Raw genomic sequence first — 17,105 nt, 5'->3', positions numbered from 1 at the left:
GGCCGTCAGGCGCGGCGGGCCTGCGCGGGCCACAGGACGGTGGTGGGGATGCCGCGCTGGCGGGCCGCGTCGACGGTCCGGTCCGTGGCGGCCGCGTGGCAGCCCGGTGAGCCGTCCCAGACCGCGACCAGACACTGCACCCGACTCAACAACTCCTGGTTGGCGGCCAGGTAGGCGGCGGTGCCGGAGTGCTGGTGCCCGGTGTGGATGACCGTGCTGGCCCGCGCCAGCAACTCGTCGAACTCGGCCCGGCGGGCGACGGTGATCGTGTCCCGGTAGTCCGCGGCGGGCAGGATCACCTCGTACGTGCCGCCGGTGGCCAGGACCACCCGGGCGAAGATCTGGTCGGTGCCGTCGGCCAGGCAGGTGACGCCGTGCACCGGTCGGTCGCTGAGCCGGTGCAGTTCGGCCCGTAGCGCGTCGGCGATCGGCCGGACGCTGCCGGGGGTCAGGTGGATGTGGCCCGCGACGCCGACGCGCAGCGGGCCGTGCTCACCGGCCATCGGCTGCTCCCGGTCGTGGGGCGGGCACCGGGGTGGTCAGCCGGATCAGCTCGAATCCACTGTCGGACAGCACATCCGGCAGGGCCCGGATCTCCTCGCGGTTCTGTTCCTGCACGGCGGGGCTCAACTCGTCCCACGGTCGAAGTTCGGGATGCCGTTGGCGCAGATCGTCACGGGGCTCACCGTACGTCCAGCCTTCCGTGCGCCGTTCCTGGCACCACCGTTCGTGTTCGAGACGGGCCAGCTGCTCGACGCGTTCGGCGATGGCCTGCCCGGCGGCCGAGGCGTCGCCGGTGTGTCCGTGCCGGGGCGCGACGACGCAGCCGAGGTTGAGCAGCTTGGCGGCGATGTCCTGGACGTGGCTGCGGTTGGCGCGGCGCAGCGACTCGGGCAGCCGGGACCAGTGCACCATCGCGGGGGCGTCGCCGAGGCGTACGCCGGCTTGCTGCCGGGCGTGCAGGTAGCGTTCGTGGATCTGCTGGGCCAGCCGTTCGGTGAGGTCCTCGGCGATGAGTTCGGCCTCGCAGGCGTGGGTCAGCACCGGGTAGAGGCACAGTTTGCCGTGCACCTCGTCGAGCAGGTCGTGACGGGAGTCGCCGTGGAAGGCGGCGGCCAGCGCGGCCTGCCGGTAGACCGGCACGAAGACGGTGCTGCGGGTGCCCTGCCAGAGCGCGGGGGTGTCGAGTGCGAACTGCAGGCCGCTGTCCTCGTCCGGCAGGCAGATGTAGATGCGGTCGTAGCCACCGGCGGTGAACTGGGCCAGCGCGGTCAGCTCGTCGACCTGCCGGTCGTACGTCGACACCTGGCAGACGGTGCGCAGGAACGGGTAGCGGGCCGCCACGAGCGCGAACTCGGCGCGGGCGTCGGGGGCCACCAGGTCCACCCGCAGCGGCGCGGCGGCCAGGTTCGACCGGGTGCGCTGGGCCCGCCAGTGCCGGGCCGTCTCCACCAGCAGGGCGCGACGGAAGCTGCCGTTGCCGGCGATGAGGACGGTGGCGGTGCGGTCCCGAACCGGGCGCAGCGGATGGTGGCGGTGCAGCGCGCGGGCGGCGATGTCGTCGACGTGGAAGTAGTCCAGTCGCAGCCGGCTGGAACCGGCCGCACCGAGCCGCCGGGCCTGCAACGACAGGCACATCTCCGGATCGTGGACCTGGACGTACACCCGGGGCGGGTTGCGCCGGTCCTGGATCAGCCGGCTGGCGGCGTTGGCGATCGCGTGGTTGAGGTCGTCGTCGTGGGTGCAGGCGTAGATGGTGTGGGCCCGGGGCAGACCGGCGCCGCGCAGTACCTCGACGCTTGTGGGGTCGCCGATCACGCCGAGGTAGCGGCGTCGGCGGTATTCCAGCGGCCCGAACGCTTCGGAGCGCACCACGACCACCCGCTCACCGTCGGCGTAGAGCCGGTCGGCGAGCATGTGGGCGAACTGGGAGTCGCCGCAGACCAGGGCGTGACCGCTGGCCCGGCGGGCCCGCAGCCGGCGGATCTCGGCGGCCAGCAGCAGCCGGGCCGCCTCGGCGACGGCGAGCAGGGTGAACAGTGGGGCGACGAAGCGGGCGACCTGCACCTGCCACGGGTAGGGGCCGGGGTTTTCGAAGGGCTCGGCGCTGAGGACGAACAGTTGCAGCGTGTAGTAGAGCACGTCGTAGGAATCGTGGATGGCGTCCGGGCGTTCCGTGCGCAGCCGGTCGAACCCGATCCCGCCGAGGACCAGGGCGACCACGCCGATGATTCCGAACACGACCCGCAGCCACCAGGCGGAGGGCCGGCCGAAACCGGAGGACGGGTACGTCATCGGAGGGTGCCCTCCTCAGGAGGGCCGTACGTGCCGGAACCGGTGAGGTGGGGCGGCCACGGTCGGCATCCCGACCAGCGGACTGAGCCCATGGGCCAATGGTATTTGACGCAGTCGATCGCCAGAGCGTTCGGCAGACCCGCCGATCGGCTCTTTTTTGCAGGTGAGCCCCTTCTGAGCTCGTTCGAGGGTCCGCCTGGATGGCTACCGAGGGCTACGATTTGAAGACGTTCCGGTGGCGGTGTACGGGGAAATCCGACCTCCGGCGTGAGACTGCCTGGTGCCCAGAGCAGAGCTACCGGAGGATCAGGGCAATGGACGCAATCGAGGATCCGCCGGCGGTCGACCCGGTCAATCCGTTCTCCCCGACGGCGGTGGCCCGCGTGACCGAGGGCGGCGCGCTGGCCACCACCGTGGTCACGGTGGCCATCCGCGACGCCCTCGCCCACCTGGACAACTACCTGACCACCGGCAACGGCGGCACGGTGGCGGTGGTGGGTGACTACGGCACCGGCAAGACACATCTCGCGGCCGAGCTGCTGGCCCACGCCCGGCGCGGCACCACCGGGACGGTGCAGGCCGTGTACCTCGACGCGCCGGCCGACACCTTCCTGTCGCTGAGCCGACGATTCCTGGGTCGACTGTCCCGTGAGGCGGTACGCGCCCTGGTCGACGACTACCGAGCGGAGTCGGCCGACGCGCCGACACCAGCCGGTGAGCGTACGCAGGTGCTCGCCGAGCGGCTGCGGGTCGAGTTGGCCGAGGTCACCGCCGATCCCGCCATCGGCACGGTGCTGGCGATGCTCGTCGATCCGGCCACCGAGGCGGCGGCCTGGGACTGGCTGATGGGCTACCCACCGGGGCCGGCACTTGTCAGCGCCGGCGTCACCGCGCGGGCGGACGTGGAGTCCGGTGCGGTGGAGACGATGGGGGTGCTGGCGCTGCTGCTCGCGCGCCGACACGACCGTTTCGTGCTGGTGCTGGACGAACTGGACAAGATCCTGTCCACCGCCGGTCGGCCGGGCGACGAGACCTCGGCCCGGTTCTCCCGCCTGATCGGCGTCTTCGCCTCGGCGGGCGCGCTGCTGGTGATCGCCGGGCTGCCCGAGTTGCTGCACCTGCTGACCCCGCAGGTGCGCCAGCGGATCGGGCCGATCGTACGGATGTCCGCGCTCACCGCGCAGGACGTCCGCGACTTCATCCGGCAGAGCCAGCTGCGGGCGTTCGGCCAGGCCAGGCTGACACCCTTCACGGTGGAGACCACCGAATACCTGACCAACCTGACCGACGGGGTGCCGCGTCGACTGATCCGGCTGTGCTATCACCTCTACCAGCGGGCGTTGCAGGACGGCACGCAGGTCACCCACCGCATGGTCCGGGAGGCGGTACGGGTCCAGTTCGATCTGGCCAGCCGGCAGGATGTCGCCGCCGACGTGCGGCGGGTGCTGACCCAGGAGGGCTGGTCGTACCAGCGGGATCACCTGATCGGTTCGCTGCGGGACCTGCCGGTCGACTTCTGGGTGCCGTTGGACGAGCAGGGCGCCGGCTGCTGCGTGCTGCTGACCGAGTCGGTGCTCAAGGCCGAGGAGGTCGACGAGCTCAACCGTCGGGTCGTGGCGATCCGGGCGGCCGTACCGGACAGCGAGGTGATCCTGGTCGTCGTCGGGCATCTGCCGGCGGAGTTCGCCGCCGACCTCACCGAGACGTTCAGTGTGGAGCCGATCGTCCACGATCCGCAGACCTTCGCCGAGGATCTGTCCGGCAGCGTCAAGGCGTCGATGCGTCGGCTGGAGCAGACGCTCGGCGCGGACGCGTTGACCTCGGTGCGGCAGCGGGTCGAGCGGATCCAGCGGCAACAGACAAACGCCCAGCGTTCGCTGGAACGGCTGTCGTACCAGCTGGACGAGATCCGGGGCGACCTGCGCCCGGACGCGCGGACGTCGACCCGACGCGACACCGTGTCGTCCACGCACCAGACCGAGACCGGGCTCGCCACTGCCCTGCCGGGCCGGGTGGCCCGGGTCTTCGTCGAGGCGGTGCAGGCGCTGGACCAGCTCACCGGCTTCGAACGCCACCTGCGTGACGCGTTCACCCCGTCCCGACCGGAGCCCGCCCGCCGAACCGGCGAGGCGGCGCCGCTGCTGCGCTCGGGCCTGCGCTCGCGGGACGTGCAGCGGGCGCTGGGCACCGCCCTGGTGCTGCGACGGCTGATCGAGGCGTTCCGCGAAGGCGTCGAGCAGTGGTACGTCAACCACCGTCACGCCCCCCACCCGGCTGACCTGCAGCGGCTGGACCGGCTCTGTGAGACCTACGACGGGATCGCCGAATACCTGCCGCTGTTCCAACTGGATCTGCTCGACGACCTGGCCCCGCCCGACGGCGGCACCCCGACCGAGCCGGTCGACCGGTCGCTGAGCTGGTCGGAGGCGCGGTCGATGTTCGACGGACTCAGCGGCCAGGTACGCCGACAGGTGATCGACAGCTGACCAGCGGGTCGCCGGTCGACGCGTGAGGTGTCAGGGGCGGGCGCGGGAGAGTTGCCCGCCCACCTTCCACATGGCCTCGTCGGCGTGGCTGACCCAGTCCTGGTCGAGACACACCCCGAAGAGGTACTCGTCCGGCGCGAGCAGGTAGTAGTAGACGGCGCCGATCTCCAGGTCGAGCACCAACCGTTCCACCTCGCCCGTGATCGCCCGGCGGAGGTCCCGGCTGACCTGCAGCGCCAGCAGGGACAGGTCCCGCGACAGCCGCTGGTAGCCGGTACGCCGGTCGACCACGGTGGCGCCCCGGTTGAAGAACTGTTCGAGATCCGGGTGCACGAGGATGTCGACCGCCGAGACCTGCTCCCCCAGCCGGTGATGACTGAGATAGTGCAGGCCCGCGGGGCGCAGGGCCCGGGTGAGAATCGGTTCGCTGTCGCCGACCTCGGTCAGGTAGGGCGTGACGTCGCCGTCCGAGGACGACGGGTCGTACGTCTCGGTCTGCCAGCCGCCCGGATTCTGTGACGGCTGTCGGACCAGACCGCGCAGGTCGGTGGCGAGTTTCGCAGCCCCCTGGTCGATCTGACTGGCCGCCGCCGGGTCGACCACGGAGCCGGTGGCCGGGGCGGTACGCGCGAAACCTACCACGTGCTCCCCGCCGACCGTGGTGTTGCAGAAGACGTAGTCGACCCGGGTCTGCGCGGCCAACCGCACCAGCCCACCACACTGCAGGTGCCAGACCCGGCGGCTGAGTTCGGCGGCCCGGTAGGCCAACTGGGCACCCACCCGGCGGTACGCCTCACGGCGCTGGGTGGGGTCGGTGTCGGGTCGACCGGCCGGCGCCGAGTCGTGGGCCAGCAGGTCCAGCGAGAAGTCGAGCACGCCGCCGGTGTAGTGCGCGATGTGGTAGACCGCCGGGTCGTCGAGGAGCAACTGCCGGCACAGGTCCCGCTTCTTCCGGAACCCCGGCACGTCCTGCTCGGCGGAGTCCTCCACCACCGCATCGATCAGCTGCGGGTCGCTCACCTGGTCACTCCTCAGCTTCTCGGCACGTCGATGTCGGTGTCGGTCAACGCCACCACACCGCCGTCGTCCGTGCCGTCGCGCCGGGCGACGATCGCAGCGAGGTTGGCGGCGGCGTCGCCGGTGCAGGGGTGCCGCCGACCGAGGAAACGCAGACTGGTCAGGTGCGTCTCCTGCTGCAGACGTACGGCGTCGGCCAGGTCACCGCGGGCGGCCAGGTGACCGGCCTGGGCGGTCGCCGCGGTCAGCGTCCACGGGTGGGCGTCGCCGAGCCGCGCCCGCAGGGTGCGCATGCCCCGCTCCCCGTCACGGATGGCGTGGTCGTACTCGCCGGTGCCCCGGTGGCAGATGCCGAGGTTGACCGAGCAGACCGCGGTGAACGGGTGGCCGGTCTCCAACGTCCGCTCGTAGCCCCGCAGGCAGCGCATGGCATGTTCGACGGCGGCGCCGGCGTCTCCGGCCCGGTAGTAGTCGACGGCCATGCTGAGCAGGCTGGACCGGGTCAGCGGATGATCTTCCCCGAAGCGGTCCCGGTAGCCACGGAAGGTCTCGATGCTGCGCTTCTTCGCGGCGAGGGTCAGCCCCAGACGGCGCTCGGTGACCGCGAGGCTGCGGTTGACCTGCAGTTCGTCAAGTTGGGAGGCCGACCGCAGCTCGTGCACCCGTTCCAGGGTGCCCCGCAGGGTGGTCAGCGACAGCTCGTACTCGCCGACCTCCCGCTCCAGGGTGCCGACCAGGCAGGCCGCCCGCCAGGTCGCCGGCTCGTCCGGGCCGAACAGGCTCATCCACCTGTCGAACAGTTGGTGCGCCAGGCGCAGTGCTTCCCGAGCGTCGCCGGTCAACTGGAAGGAGATGGCGAGGTTGTTGATCGCCATCCGGGTGTTCGGATGGTCGCCGCCGAGCACTTCGTGGTAGCCGGCGAGGGTGGCCTGGTCCTCCACCAGGGCGTCCTCGAATCGGCCGAGGCCACGCAGGTCACCGCCCCTGCCCCGGCCCGCGATGAGGGTCCGGAAGTGCCGCAGCCCGTAGCGGCGGCGCTGCTCGCTGAGCACCTGCTCGTCGAGGCGCAGCGCCTCCTGCGGCCGGCCCAGCACCCGGTGCAGGTTCGCGGTCTGGACGAACAGGCGCATGGTGAGCTGGTCGAAGTCGCCGCCGGCCGCCCACCGGTCACAGGCCTGCTGCGCCAGGCGTACCGCGGACTGCCAGGCGTCGCTGTCGCCGAAGTAGAACAGGTAACGGACCTGTTTGACCACCCAGTGTCGCACCCGGGCGTCGTCGGCGGTCAACGCCCCGGACGGTACGAGATGACGTTGCAGTTCCTCGAAGATCGGCAGGTAGCGGCGGTCGTCGGCCTCCGGGTCGGACGGCGCGTAACCGGCCAGGCCGTGCAGGACCTGACGGTGTCGTTCGCGCCGCTGCGGCTCGGGTATCGACTCGCGGATCAGGAACTGGATGGCCCGGTGCATCCGCAGCGCCGCACCCCGCCCCCAGTCGATGTCGAACAGGGCGAAGCGCGCGCCCACGGCCAGCACCAGGTCGATCTCTCCGGCGGCGAGCAGCAACTCCTCCGGATCGGCCTCGGCTGCCGCGGCGAGCTGCACCAGCATCGGCGTCGAGCGCAGCAGTGGTAGGCCGATGCCCTCCGGGGAGAGGAACGCGGCGATCTCGGCCACCCGGATCGCCAACGCCCCGAACTCGGTGTCCTGCAGGGTGGCCAGGGTGTTGTCCAGCACCCGGGCGACCGTGGAGGTACGCGATCCGGGGATGCCTTCGGTCGGCTCCTCCACGCCCGGTTGGCGCAGGCTGGACAGCAACTCCTCGACGGAGCGGCTGACCGCCACCAGGTTGGGCACGCCCTCGCGTTCCAGCGTCCGGGTGCGCTCGCGGATCCAGGCGGTGGCCAGCCGCAGGGCCAACGGCAGGTGGTCGACCGCGGCGGCGATGGACCGGGCGTCGGCAGCGCTGATGCCGAGCATGCGGCGCAGCATGGTGACGCTCTCGTCGCCGCTGAACGCCGCCACTTCCAGCGGGGAGGGCAGGTTCGAGGAGCCGTCGTCGCGGGAGGTGAACAGGATGTGCCCGGTACCGGGGCGGGGCAGCAGGCCGGCCAGCACCTCGGCGTCGTCGGCGTTGTCGTAGATCAGCAGCCAGCGGGCGATGGTGCTCCTCGGCTCCGACAGGGCGGCCACGGCCGCCTCCGCCGCTCCGACGCTGTCCACCACGTTGATCTCCTGGGCCAGCTCGCCCAGGGCCGCCTGCACCGTCTCCCGGTCCTGCGCCGGGATCCACCAGACCACGTCGTAGTCGTAGGCGAAGCGGTGGGCGAACTCTCGGGCGATCTCGCTCTTGCCGACACCGGCCCCGCCGGTGAGGGTCACCGGCCCACCACCGTCGGTCAGCTGGTCGCGCAGTCGTTCCAGGTAGTCGCTGCGGCCCACGAAGGACCCGTTGCGGGTCGGCAGGTTCGAGCGCAGACGCCGTTCCGTCTCGGCCGGGTAGCGCGGGGCCGAGCGCAGGTCGCCGCTGGGTTGGGTGGGTGCGATGAGACCCAGCCGGCTCAGCAGCAGAGGCTGGGCTCGGGCGGCGTCGATCTCGCGCAGGTCGATGATCCGGCTGGGATCCAGTTGGTTCGGTGGCTGGCCGTCGGTCAGTACCCCGAACACCTCGATGTCGGTGCCGGGTGCGGCCGTCAGGCCGGCACCGAGCGCTTTGACCACCCCCGGGGAGAGCAGGGCCAGCACGGTGGCGTCGGCCTCGAACGTCGGTGCGGCGCCACCACGCAGGGCGTGCGGGTGAACGTGGACGTCGGCCCGCCGCAGCTGCCCGGCGATCCAGTCGGCGTACGGCCGCTCGGGCGGCTCGTACAGTACGTGGATCTCGTCCGCGCTCTCCGCCCGTTCCAGCAGCACACCCCGGCGGTAGCGGCGGCGGATCCGGTCGGGCACCTCGGCCACCCGGGTCACCGCGCCACCGCTGATCCAGGAGGCCATCTGTTCGTACGCCGACAGCAGGCTGCTCTGCTCGCCGGGGCTGTCGGCCAGCACGGCCAGCACGTCGTCGTAGGTGTCGTAGGTCGGCTCGGGCACCTCGACGATCTCGACGGAGGAGTTCGGTGCGTTGGCGGACTCGTCGAGCAGCTTCGCGAACGCCTTACGGGCCGAGTCGCGGGCCTCGCCGTACCACGGTTGGCTGACGTCGCGCAGGGTGGGCGCGGCGAGGATGCGGATGCCGCCGGTGGCCTGCCGTTGCAACTGGTCGGCGAGGTCGGCGGCCTGCTGCAGGGCGGGACGGCGGGGCGGAATCGAGACCACCGCCACGTCGCTGAGCATGGCGGCGTAGCTGACCCCCGGCATGGTGAGATCCACCGGGGTGTCGATCAGGACGTAGTCGTAGCCGGCCTGCCGCAGCAGCAGCCGGGCCCGTACCGGGTCGACCTTGGGCAGGCCGTCGACCTCCAGGCTCACCCCGACCAGGGCGAAACCGAAGCTCGTGCCGGGGATGGCGTACCGGTAGAGGACGCCCTGCTCCGGTGCGGTCGGCCCGCTCAGCGCCGAGGTGCGGTGGGCCGGCGCGTCCGGGTGCGGGCTGGTCAACGCGGCCAGCTCCGCGCCGAGCACCCCGGAGCTGCCGAGGGCGTCGACCCGGAAGGAACGCAGGTAGTCGTAGACCCGGGGGGTCTTGGTGCACCAGTCGACCGCGAGGACCCGCTTGCCGTTCGAGGCCAGGATCCAGGCGATGTTGGCCACCGCGCTGCTGCGTCCGGAGTTGCCGCTGGTGGGCGACACGAAGGACACGATGGTGCAGTGGGCGGCCGGCTCCCCCGCGCCCCCGGCGGCGGTCAGGCCGCCCTGCTGCTCAGTCGTCGTCATCGATCGCACTGTTCCAGCCTGCGTACTGGTCGCCGGCGGCGGCGCTGCGGCGTTGCAGGCGATGCAGCGCGGCCAGCAGCACCTGAGAGGGCATGCCCTCCAGCGCGGCCAGGTCCACTTCGGTGAGATCGATCAGATCGGAGCGCAACACGTCCTCCCCGGTGTCCAACCCGATCACCGCCTGTCTGCGTATCGCACAATGATCGTGTCGCCTCGAAGCCGGACATAGATCGTTGGCCAGATCCGCTGCGTACGCCCATGATAACGGTACGGCGTCGAGACCAGGGGTGACCGCTGCGCCACCCGAGGCCGGCGGCGGACCGTCTCGGACGACATCCTTCACCGTCTGTCGATCCGCTGGCAACCCGGTCAGCGCCGCTCATCAATGTATGCTGATGGCATCGACGGCGGCCCTCCGGCCGCCGCCTGTTTTGGAGCCCCTGATGCCCGAATCAGACGACGGGCACCGGACAGCCGGTGATTCGGCCGTCCGCCGCGCCCCGCCGGTAGCCTTCCGCCAGTTCGTGCTCAAGTTGCACAGTCGCTGCGACCTGGCCTGCGACCACTGCTACGTCTACACGATGGCCGACCAGCGGTGGCGGGACCTGCCCCGGATCATGTCGCCCCGGGTGCTCGACGCGACCGCACGCCGCATCGGCGAACATGCCCGCGCGCACCGGCTCGACACCGTCTCGGTGATCCTGCACGGTGGCGAGCCGCTGCTGGCCGGGCCGGCGCGGATCGAGAGCGCCGTGTCGGCCATCCGACAGGGCGTCGCGCCGGTGCCGGCCCGGCTCACGGTGCAGACCAACGGCATCCGGCTGGACGAGGCGTACCTGCGGCTGTTCGACCGGCTCGACGTGCGAATCAGCCTCAGTCTCGACGGTGACCGGGCCGCCCACGACCGGCATCGGCGCGGGCCCGACGGGCGCGGCAGCCACGACCGGGTCGACGCGGCGATCCGCCGGCTCACCACCGGCTATCCGCACCTGTTCAACGGTCTGCTGTGCACCGTCGACCTGCGCAACGACCCGGTGACCACGTACCGCAGCCTGCTGGCGCACCGGCCACCGACGATGGACTTCCTGCTGCCGCACGGCACCTGGAGCACTCCCCCACCCGGGCGGGTGCCGCAGCCGCGCCCGACCCCGTACGCGGACTGGCTGATCACGATCTTCGAGCAGTGGTACCACGCCGACGGTCCACCGGTACGGATCCGTCTCTTCGACGAGATCATCCAGGTGCTGCTCGGCGGCCACTCCCGACTCGCCGGGGTGGGTACCAGCCCCGCCGCGGTCGCAGTGGTGCAGACCGACGGTGCCATCGAGATGGACGACACGCTCGCCGCCGCGCACAGCGGTGCCGCCCGCACCGGGCTGCACGTGCTGCGGGACCGGTTCGACGATGCGCTCGACCTGCCGGCGGTCCGCGCGCAGCAGGCCGGGTCGGCGTCCCTCTGTGCCACCTGTCAGGCCTGCGACAGGCGCCGGGTCTGCGGCGGCGGGTTGCGTACCCACCGTTGGCGAGCCGACACCGGCTTCGACAATCCGTCGGTCTACTGCCCCGACCTGTACGCCCTGATCGGCCACATCGGGCGCACGATACGACGGGACCTCGCGGTGCTGTCCGGGGCGGCCCGGTGATCCCCGGCGAGCATCGGCTGCCCCGGGCGGTCCTCGACGAGTTGGCCGCCGGGCGCGGCGGCGCGGACGGGGTGGCCCGGTTGCGGGCCGCCCAGCACAGCAAGTCGATGCTGCTGGTCCGGGCGATCGTCGCGCTGCTGCGCGAGCGGGGGCATCCCGACCGGGCCGCGATCGAGGCGGCCTATCGGCTGCTGGCCGGGCTGCGGCCCGAGCAGCGGGCCACGGCGCTCGGGCATCCACCGGTCGCCGCCTGGGCGTTCGGCACCGCGGCGCTGCTCGACGGGGACGGCGCGGCGCGGGCGTACCCCGGGCTGCTGGCGGCGGTGGCGGCCACCGCCGCCGTACGCGCGGGAATGGAGGCCGACCTCGACGTGCCGCTCGCGGTCGGCGCGGCCGGCCGGTTGGATCTGCCCGGCCTGGGCACGGCGACGTTGCCGGACGCCGCCACCCGCGCCCGGGTCCGGGTCAGCCGTGGACACGCCTGGGCGTACGGCGCGGGCGAGCGGGTCGAGATCGGTGCCGGCTCGACCGACAGGCGCTGGCGGCCGGTGCCCCGGCTGGATCTGGCCCACCACGGGCTGCGGTTGTCGCTGCTGCTGGAGGTCCGCAGTTGGCGGCATGTGCCGGGGATCGGCACCGGTCACCGCATCGGCGGCGGGCTGACCGACGCGTGGCGGTCGCGCCTGGACGAGGCGTGGCGTCTGCTGGTCGAGCACCATCGACCGGTCGCCGAGGAGTTGTCCGGCGCGTTACGCGCGCTGGTGCCGGTCCCCTCGCCCGGCGCCGGCAGCCGCAGCGGCACCTTCCACCACGCCTTCGGGGCGGTGGCCATGTCGCTGCCACCGGACGCCCCGTCCGCCGCCGTCGTGCTCGCCCACGAGATCCAGCACGCCAAACTGGCCGCGCTCAACGACATGTTCGCCCTGCTGGAACCGGGCCCACCCGAGCTGTTCTACACGCCGTGGCGCACCGACCCCCGGCCGTTGGAGGGCCTGCTGCACGGGGTGTACGCCCATCTGGGGGTGGCGGGGTTCTGGCGTCGGCAGGCGCGGGTGACGGTCGACGGTGCGGCCCGGTACCGCGCCGAGGTCGAGTTCGCCCGGTGGAGCCGGGCCGCCGACGACACCGTACGGGTGCTGGCCGCGCAGCGGCGACTGACCCGGGTGGGCCGGCACCTGGTCGACGGGATGGCCGCCGTGCTGGCCGACTGGGCGGCGGAGCCGGTCAGCCCGCCGGCCGCGCAGCGAGCTAATCGGCTGCTCGCCGACCATCGCGAGCGGTGGGGCCGACGTCGCGCACCGACCGGCTGACAACGCGTATCGCTGGGCTCCACTACGCTGTGTCCATGGGGGAGGGTAACGACAGGCCGGCCAGCCGTGAGTGCTTCGTGATCGCACCGATCGGCCCGGAGGGCTCGGACACTCGCAAACGCAGCGACCAGATCCTCAACCACGTCATCCGCCCGGTGGTCGAGGAGCGCGGCTACGTCGCGGTACGTGGCGACGAGATCGAACGCTCCGGCATGATCACCTCGCAGGTGCTGGACCGGATCATCCTGAACGACCTGGTCATCGCCGACCTCACCGACCAGAATCCCAACGTCTTCTACGAGCTGGCCGTCCGGCACGCGCTGCGCAAGCCGTTCGTGCAGTTGCTGGCGAAGGACCAGCAGCTGCCCTTCGACGTGCACGGCATGCGGGTGATCAGCGTCGACCACACCGACCTGGACAGCGTGCACCAGGCCAAGAAGCAACTCGGTCGGGCCATCGACGCCTTCGGCGAGGGCGACGACATCGTCACCCCGATATCGATCGCCCTCGCCCTTCAGGAGTTGCGCGGCTCGACCAGCCCACGCGAGGCCGGCCTGTCGCAGATCGTCGAAACGCTGCCGCAGATGATGGACATCCTCCAGGACGTGCAGCGCCACCTGGGCACCGGCGGTTTCAGCGAGGGGCCGGCCGACGACGACAACCGCCGGCTACGCACCCTGGTCGAGTCGCTGGCCGCCCGGGGCGGGGTGACCGCCGACGAGCTGAGCGGGCTGCTCGGCGGCGGCAGCAGCCGTTTCGAACGCTGGGTCGAGGCCCTCATTCAGCGGGTCGGCCGGACCAACAACCACCGGCCCGGCTGAGCCGCCGCCGGGTCGGTCGGCCCGCCTGTCAACTCGACATGACGCGGGTGTGCAGGGCGGTGACGACCTTGCGGGCCGACTCGAAGGCCCCGGCCTGCCAGGCGATGTAGTGGCTGAGGTGGTCACCGGCGAAGTAGACCCGGCCGTCGGGCTCCAGCAGTCGACCGTAGTGTCCGCCCGTGGTACGTGAGGGCCACGACACCCAGCCGCCCTCGGAGTAGCGGGTGCGTTCCCAGGCCACCGAGAAGGAGGTCTCCAGCTCGGTGCGGTACTTCTCGCCGTGGATGCGTACCCCCTGGGCGACGGCGCGGGCCTCCCGGTCGGCCGGGGACAGTGCCGCGTACGTCCGGGCGTTGGCGCCGTTGTTGTAGTACCCGACGACGACACCCTTCGCGCCGTGGAAGCCGTACGACGGGTACCAGATCGCGGAGAGGTCGAGGTTGGTGTTGGTGATGCCGGAGTAGATCTTCTCGTCCTGCTCCCACCACCGTCGGCGGTACTGGAGACCGATCTTGCCGGTGGCGTTCGGCACCGCGTACGCCAGGGCGGTCCTGACCGGCTCGGTGAGGTTCGACGGAATCTTCGCCAGCACCTGCGGCGGAATGGTGCAGACGCAGAAGTCCGCGGTGGCGGTGCGCGTCCGCCCACCCGGTCCGGTGTAGACCACGGACACCCCGGAACCGGTGTTCGAGATGGAGCGGACCTCCGCGTCGTAGCTGATGTGCCGCCGCCCGACGGCCTCTTCCAGGGCGTACGCGATGCGGTCCATCCCGCCGACGGGCTGGAACATCAGCATTGCCTGGTCGTAGCCGAACTCGAAGGAGAAGTACCGGCCGACGCCGCTGGCCAGCACGTCGGACAACGGGTAGGGGGTGAGCTTCGGGGTACCCGCCTGGAAGCCGGCGCCCGGTTCCACCTCGTAGCCGCGCCGGTTGGTGCCGGTGTACCGCCAGCTGGCCGCCGGGTCGCCGGCCACCCGAGGGCCGATAGCGCCGAAGGAGCGCAGGAACTCCAGCAGCCGTTCCTTGTCCTCGCCGGTGAGGTGGGCGTCCAGGGCACCCTGGTCGGTGGCCTTGGCGAGCAGTTCGGAGACGTACCCGTAGACGTCGGCCTTGGCCTCCCGGTGCCGGATCGGATGCCCGGACAACGCACCGACGTTGTCGTTGAAGTAGTAGCTGTCGGCGTTCTGGTTGCCGAAGACCTCGACCGGCACGCCCAGCTCACGGCAGTAGTCGAGGGTCACCATGTGCTGCGCGATGCGGGCCGGCCCGGCGTTGAGGTACTGGCCGCCGCTGAACCGGGCCCGTTGGGTCTGCCCGTCCAGGTCGGTTTCCACGGTGCCGCCCCGTACCGTCCAGTTGCGACCGCCGGGCCGGTTGCGCGCCTCCAGGATCTGCACCCGGTAGCCGGCCTTGGCCAGTTCGTACGCGGTGGCCAGGCCGGCAATGCCGGCGCCGAGGATCAGGACGGATTTGGCGGACCGGCCGGTCAGGGTGAAATCCGATCGGTTCGGCGCCCGGAACGCGGGTGCCGCCTGGGCGGCCGGTGCCAGGCCGAGGGCAGCCATCGTGCTGTAGAGGACGCCCGCTCCGCCGGAGACTCCGACGGCCTGCAGGAACTGACGCCGCGTCGTGGGACTGGTCATCGCCGCCTCCTTGCTGAAGATCGATGCGTGACGATCTCAGCGGCGAGTTTCACCGGTGGGTCATCCCGGTAACGCGGGCATCACCGGACAGCGATGCTCACCGGGGGGCGCGGCTGCGGCGGGCGGTGACGTAGCGGCGGATCTTCTCGGCGGTGCCGCAGTCGTCCATGCTGCACCATCGACGGCTGCGGTTCTTGCTCTCGTCGTGGAAGAGGAACCGGCAGCCGCCGCAGCCCTTGATCCGGTCCAGTTGGCCCGCAGTGAGCAGGGCTACCGCCGCGTGCACGACCGGTCGCAGTGGCCGGGCGAGGGTGTCGTCGGCACGCCAGGTCCACACGTAGGTGTGGTCGCGTTCGAGTCGTGCGTGGCGCAGCGCGTCTGCTTCGCCGTCGCGCAGCCGGGCCAGCGCGGACGCGCTCGGGTCCCGGCCGGTGGCCAGCGCCCGGAACACCTCGTCGAGGTCGTCGCGGGTGCGCAGCGCCTGCCCGAGGGTGGCCTCGGCGCCGCCCGGATCGGCGCGCGCGCCGCGGCGCAGCGCAGCGGCCTGCGCCGGGGTGAGCGCGCCCGCGTACACGCCCCAGGCGACCAGGTCGGGGTAGCTGGTGAGGGTGTCGTCGTCCGGCGCTCCGGTGGGTGGGCCGGAGCGGGTGTTGACGAAGTCCAGGGCGAGGTTGCCGCCCACCAGGCGCATCCGCGTGACGTCCTCGGGTGTTTCCATCGAAATTCACTTTACCAGTTGACCCATCGACGATCGGCGCTTAGTTTCCATCATAGCGGGTTTAGGGAGTAACAACGGGGAGGGTCGGATGAGACGCAGTCGGGCGGTGGGCGCGTTGATCGGCCTGTCCGGGGGGACGTTCCTCTACACCACGGCCGAGGCGCTACCCATCGGACTGCTCCTGCCCATGGCCGCCGACCTGGCCGTCACACCACCGCAGGTCGGCCTGCTCGTCACCGCGTACGGCGCGGTGGTGATGGTCGCCTCGGTCCCGTTGACGGCGTTGGTCCGCACGGTCCCCCGCCGACGGTTGCTGTCGGCCCTGCTGGCCGGCTTCGTCCTCAGCACCGCGATCACGGTGGTGGCGGACGACCTCACGCTGCTCCTGGCGGCCAGGATGGCGACCGCCGCCACCCACGCGCTGTTCTGGGCGGTCGTGGTGCCGGCAGCCGCCGAACTGTTCCCACCTCGACTGCGCGGGCGGGTGGTCGCGGTCGTCTTCGCCGGCGGCACCGTCGCGCTGGCGCTCGGCGTACCCGCGGGAACCTGGCTGGGTGAGCGGGCCGGCTGGCGGGCCTCGTTCCTGGCGGTCGCCGCGCTCGGTGCGGTCGTGCTCGCCACGGTGGCCTCGCTGCTGCCCTCGACGCAGCCGGACCAGGGGCATGCCGCTCGCGGCGCGACGCCCGACGCCCGACGCTTCTGGTTGCTGGTCGCGGTGGCCGTCCTGGCGACCGCCGGCGCCATCGCCGCCTACACCTACGTCGCCCTCTTCGTCACCGAGGTGGCCGGCTTCTCCGCCGCATCCGTCGGGGCCATCCTGCTGGTACGCGGCATCGCCAGCGTCCTCGGCATCCTCGCCGTCGCCACGGTGGTGGACCGTGGCCCATGGTCCGTGCTGGCCGCAACCGTCGCGCTGCAGTCGGGGGCCCTGCTCGGCCTCTACACCTTCGGCCACGAACCGGCGGTGGCCGTCGCCCTGATCGCGGTGGCCGGGCTTGCCTTCGCCGCGTTCACCGCCGCCCTCGGCGGCCTGGTGCTCCAGGTTGCGCCCGGGCGGTCCGACCTGGCCGCCGCCACCGTCTCCGCCGCGGTCAACGTCGGCATCACCGCCGGGGCCCTGATCGGTGGCCTCGCCCTGCCGGGCCACGGCGTACGCAGCACGGTTTTGATCGGCGCCCTGCTCGGCGTCGTCGCCGCGATGCTGGCTGTCGGCGAACGACGCCTGCGCCCCGCCGCCACGACAGGGCACCGACGGCGTTCCGACGCCCCGGCGCGATCCGAGCGGGTGTCCTGAGGCCCGC

The 17,105-nt window shown here is 71.8% G+C and carries 12 protein-coding genes; 5 read left to right on the top strand and 7 right to left on the bottom strand.

All coding sequences use genetic code 11. From position 1 onward, the window contains the following. Positions 1 to 5: 5 nt before the first annotated feature. Together JMF97_RS08080 and JMF97_RS08075 are read right to left on the bottom strand one after the other, a co-directional pair. Positions 6 to 503 carry a hypothetical protein gene (locus JMF97_RS08080; RefSeq protein ID WP_203220986.1) on the bottom strand — a complete coding sequence of 166 codons (498 nt, stop codon included), beginning with the start codon at positions 501 to 503 and terminating at the stop codon, positions 6 to 8. Further along, on the bottom strand, positions 493 to 2,295 hold the full coding sequence (locus JMF97_RS08075; RefSeq protein WP_203220985.1) for a RyR domain-containing protein: 1,803 nt from the start codon (positions 2,293 to 2,295) through the stop codon (positions 493 to 495). The genes JMF97_RS08080 and JMF97_RS08075 overlap by 11 nt, the downstream gene beginning before the upstream one ends. 314 nt (positions 2,296 to 2,609) lie before the next feature. Between JMF97_RS08075 and JMF97_RS08070 the strand changes: the two genes are divergently transcribed. Then, a complete protein-coding gene (locus JMF97_RS08070) occupies positions 2,610 to 4,781 on the top strand; it encodes an ATP-binding protein (RefSeq protein ID WP_203220984.1) in 2,172 nt (723 codons plus the stop codon). Between the two features lie 30 nt (positions 4,782 to 4,811). Here JMF97_RS08070 and JMF97_RS08065 read toward each other — a convergent pair whose 3' ends face one another. Genes JMF97_RS08065 through fxsA form a run of 3 tightly spaced genes read right to left on the bottom strand, consistent with a single transcriptional unit; the run spans position 4,812 to position 9,836 of the window. After that, positions 4,812 to 5,801, bottom strand: coding sequence for a hypothetical protein (locus JMF97_RS08065; protein ID WP_203220983.1), 990 nt, complete (start codon positions 5,799 to 5,801; stop codon positions 4,812 to 4,814). Positions 5,802 to 5,812: 11 nt separating this feature from the next. Beyond that, positions 5,813 to 9,667: an FxSxx-COOH system tetratricopeptide repeat protein gene (gene fxsT, locus JMF97_RS08060; RefSeq protein WP_203220982.1), complete on the bottom strand. Its 3,855-nt coding sequence runs from the start codon at positions 9,665 to 9,667 to the stop codon at positions 5,813 to 5,815. Then, positions 9,654 to 9,836, bottom strand: coding sequence for an FxSxx-COOH cyclophane-containing RiPP peptide (fxsA, locus tag JMF97_RS08055; protein WP_126710996.1), 183 nt, complete (start codon positions 9,834 to 9,836; stop codon positions 9,654 to 9,656). Before fxsA ends, fxsT begins: the two co-directional genes overlap by 14 nt. Positions 9,837 to 10,110: 274 nt before the next feature. On the opposite strand from fxsA, the gene JMF97_RS08050 reads away from it, so the two are divergent. The 3 genes from JMF97_RS08050 to JMF97_RS08040 are packed head-to-tail and all read left to right on the top strand — an operon-like array spanning position 10,111 to position 13,441. Then, positions 10,111 to 11,310, top strand: a complete 1,200-nt coding sequence (locus tag JMF97_RS08050) for an FxsB family cyclophane-forming radical SAM/SPASM peptide maturase (protein ID WP_203220981.1) — start codon at positions 10,111 to 10,113, stop codon at positions 11,308 to 11,310. After that, complete coding sequence (locus JMF97_RS08045) at positions 11,307 to 12,620, top strand: HEXXH motif domain-containing protein (protein ID WP_203220980.1); 1,314 nt, start codon at positions 11,307 to 11,309, stop codon at positions 12,618 to 12,620. The genes JMF97_RS08050 and JMF97_RS08045 overlap by 4 nt, the downstream gene beginning before the upstream one ends. A gap of 35 nt (positions 12,621 to 12,655) precedes the next feature. Then, the gene (locus tag JMF97_RS08040; RefSeq protein WP_203220979.1) at positions 12,656 to 13,441 is read left to right on the top strand and encodes a hypothetical protein; all 786 of its coding nucleotides are present in this window, start codon (positions 12,656 to 12,658) and stop codon (positions 13,439 to 13,441) included. Positions 13,442 to 13,469: 28 nt separating this feature from the next. Here the strand turns inward: JMF97_RS08040 and JMF97_RS08035 are convergent, their stop codons facing one another. Beyond that, positions 13,470 to 15,086, bottom strand: a complete 1,617-nt coding sequence (locus JMF97_RS08035; RefSeq protein WP_203220978.1) for a flavin monoamine oxidase family protein — start codon at positions 15,084 to 15,086, stop codon at positions 13,470 to 13,472. A gap of 97 nt (positions 15,087 to 15,183) precedes the next feature. After that, complete coding sequence (locus JMF97_RS08030) at positions 15,184 to 15,804, bottom strand: CGNR zinc finger domain-containing protein (protein WP_203220977.1); 621 nt, start codon at positions 15,802 to 15,804, stop codon at positions 15,184 to 15,186. 88 nt (positions 15,805 to 15,892) lie between these two features. Between JMF97_RS08030 and JMF97_RS08025 the strand changes: the two genes are divergently transcribed. Continuing rightward, positions 15,893 to 17,098: an MFS transporter gene (locus JMF97_RS08025; protein ID WP_203220976.1), complete on the top strand. Its 1,206-nt coding sequence runs from the start codon at positions 15,893 to 15,895 to the stop codon at positions 17,096 to 17,098. Positions 17,099 to 17,105: the final 7 nt, after the last annotated feature.

The organism is Micromonospora fiedleri, from assembly GCF_016774385.1.
GTDB classification, from domain to species: domain Bacteria; phylum Actinomycetota; class Actinomycetes; order Mycobacteriales; family Micromonosporaceae; genus Micromonospora; species Micromonospora gifhornensis.
Note: the sequence above shows the minus strand (reverse complement) of the source record. Positions and strands in the feature narration are given on the sequence as shown.

Excerpts from the sequence above, each read along its gene's own strand:
- JMF97_RS08080 (WP_203220986.1), bottom strand. The coding sequence starts at position 503 with ATGGCCGGTGAGCACGGCCCGCTGCGCGTCGGCGTCGCGGGCCACATC.
- JMF97_RS08075 (WP_203220985.1), bottom strand. The coding sequence starts at position 2,295 with ATGACGTACCCGTCCTCCGGTTTCGGCCGGCCCTCCGCCTGGTGGCTG.
- JMF97_RS08070 (WP_203220984.1), top strand. The coding sequence starts at position 2,610 with ATGGACGCAATCGAGGATCCGCCGGCGGTCGACCCGGTCAATCCGTTC.
- fxsT (WP_203220982.1), bottom strand. The coding sequence starts at position 9,667 with ATGACGACGACTGAGCAGCAGGGCGGCCTGACCGCCGCCGGGGGCGCG.
- JMF97_RS08050 (WP_203220981.1), top strand. The coding sequence starts at position 10,111 with ATGCCCGAATCAGACGACGGGCACCGGACAGCCGGTGATTCGGCCGTC.
- JMF97_RS08040 (WP_203220979.1), top strand. The coding sequence starts at position 12,656 with ATGGGGGAGGGTAACGACAGGCCGGCCAGCCGTGAGTGCTTCGTGATC.
- JMF97_RS08035 (WP_203220978.1), bottom strand. The coding sequence starts at position 15,086 with ATGACCAGTCCCACGACGCGGCGTCAGTTCCTGCAGGCCGTCGGAGTC.
- JMF97_RS08030 (WP_203220977.1), bottom strand. The coding sequence starts at position 15,804 with ATGGAAACACCCGAGGACGTCACGCGGATGCGCCTGGTGGGCGGCAAC.
- JMF97_RS08025 (WP_203220976.1), top strand. The coding sequence starts at position 15,893 with ATGAGACGCAGTCGGGCGGTGGGCGCGTTGATCGGCCTGTCCGGGGGG.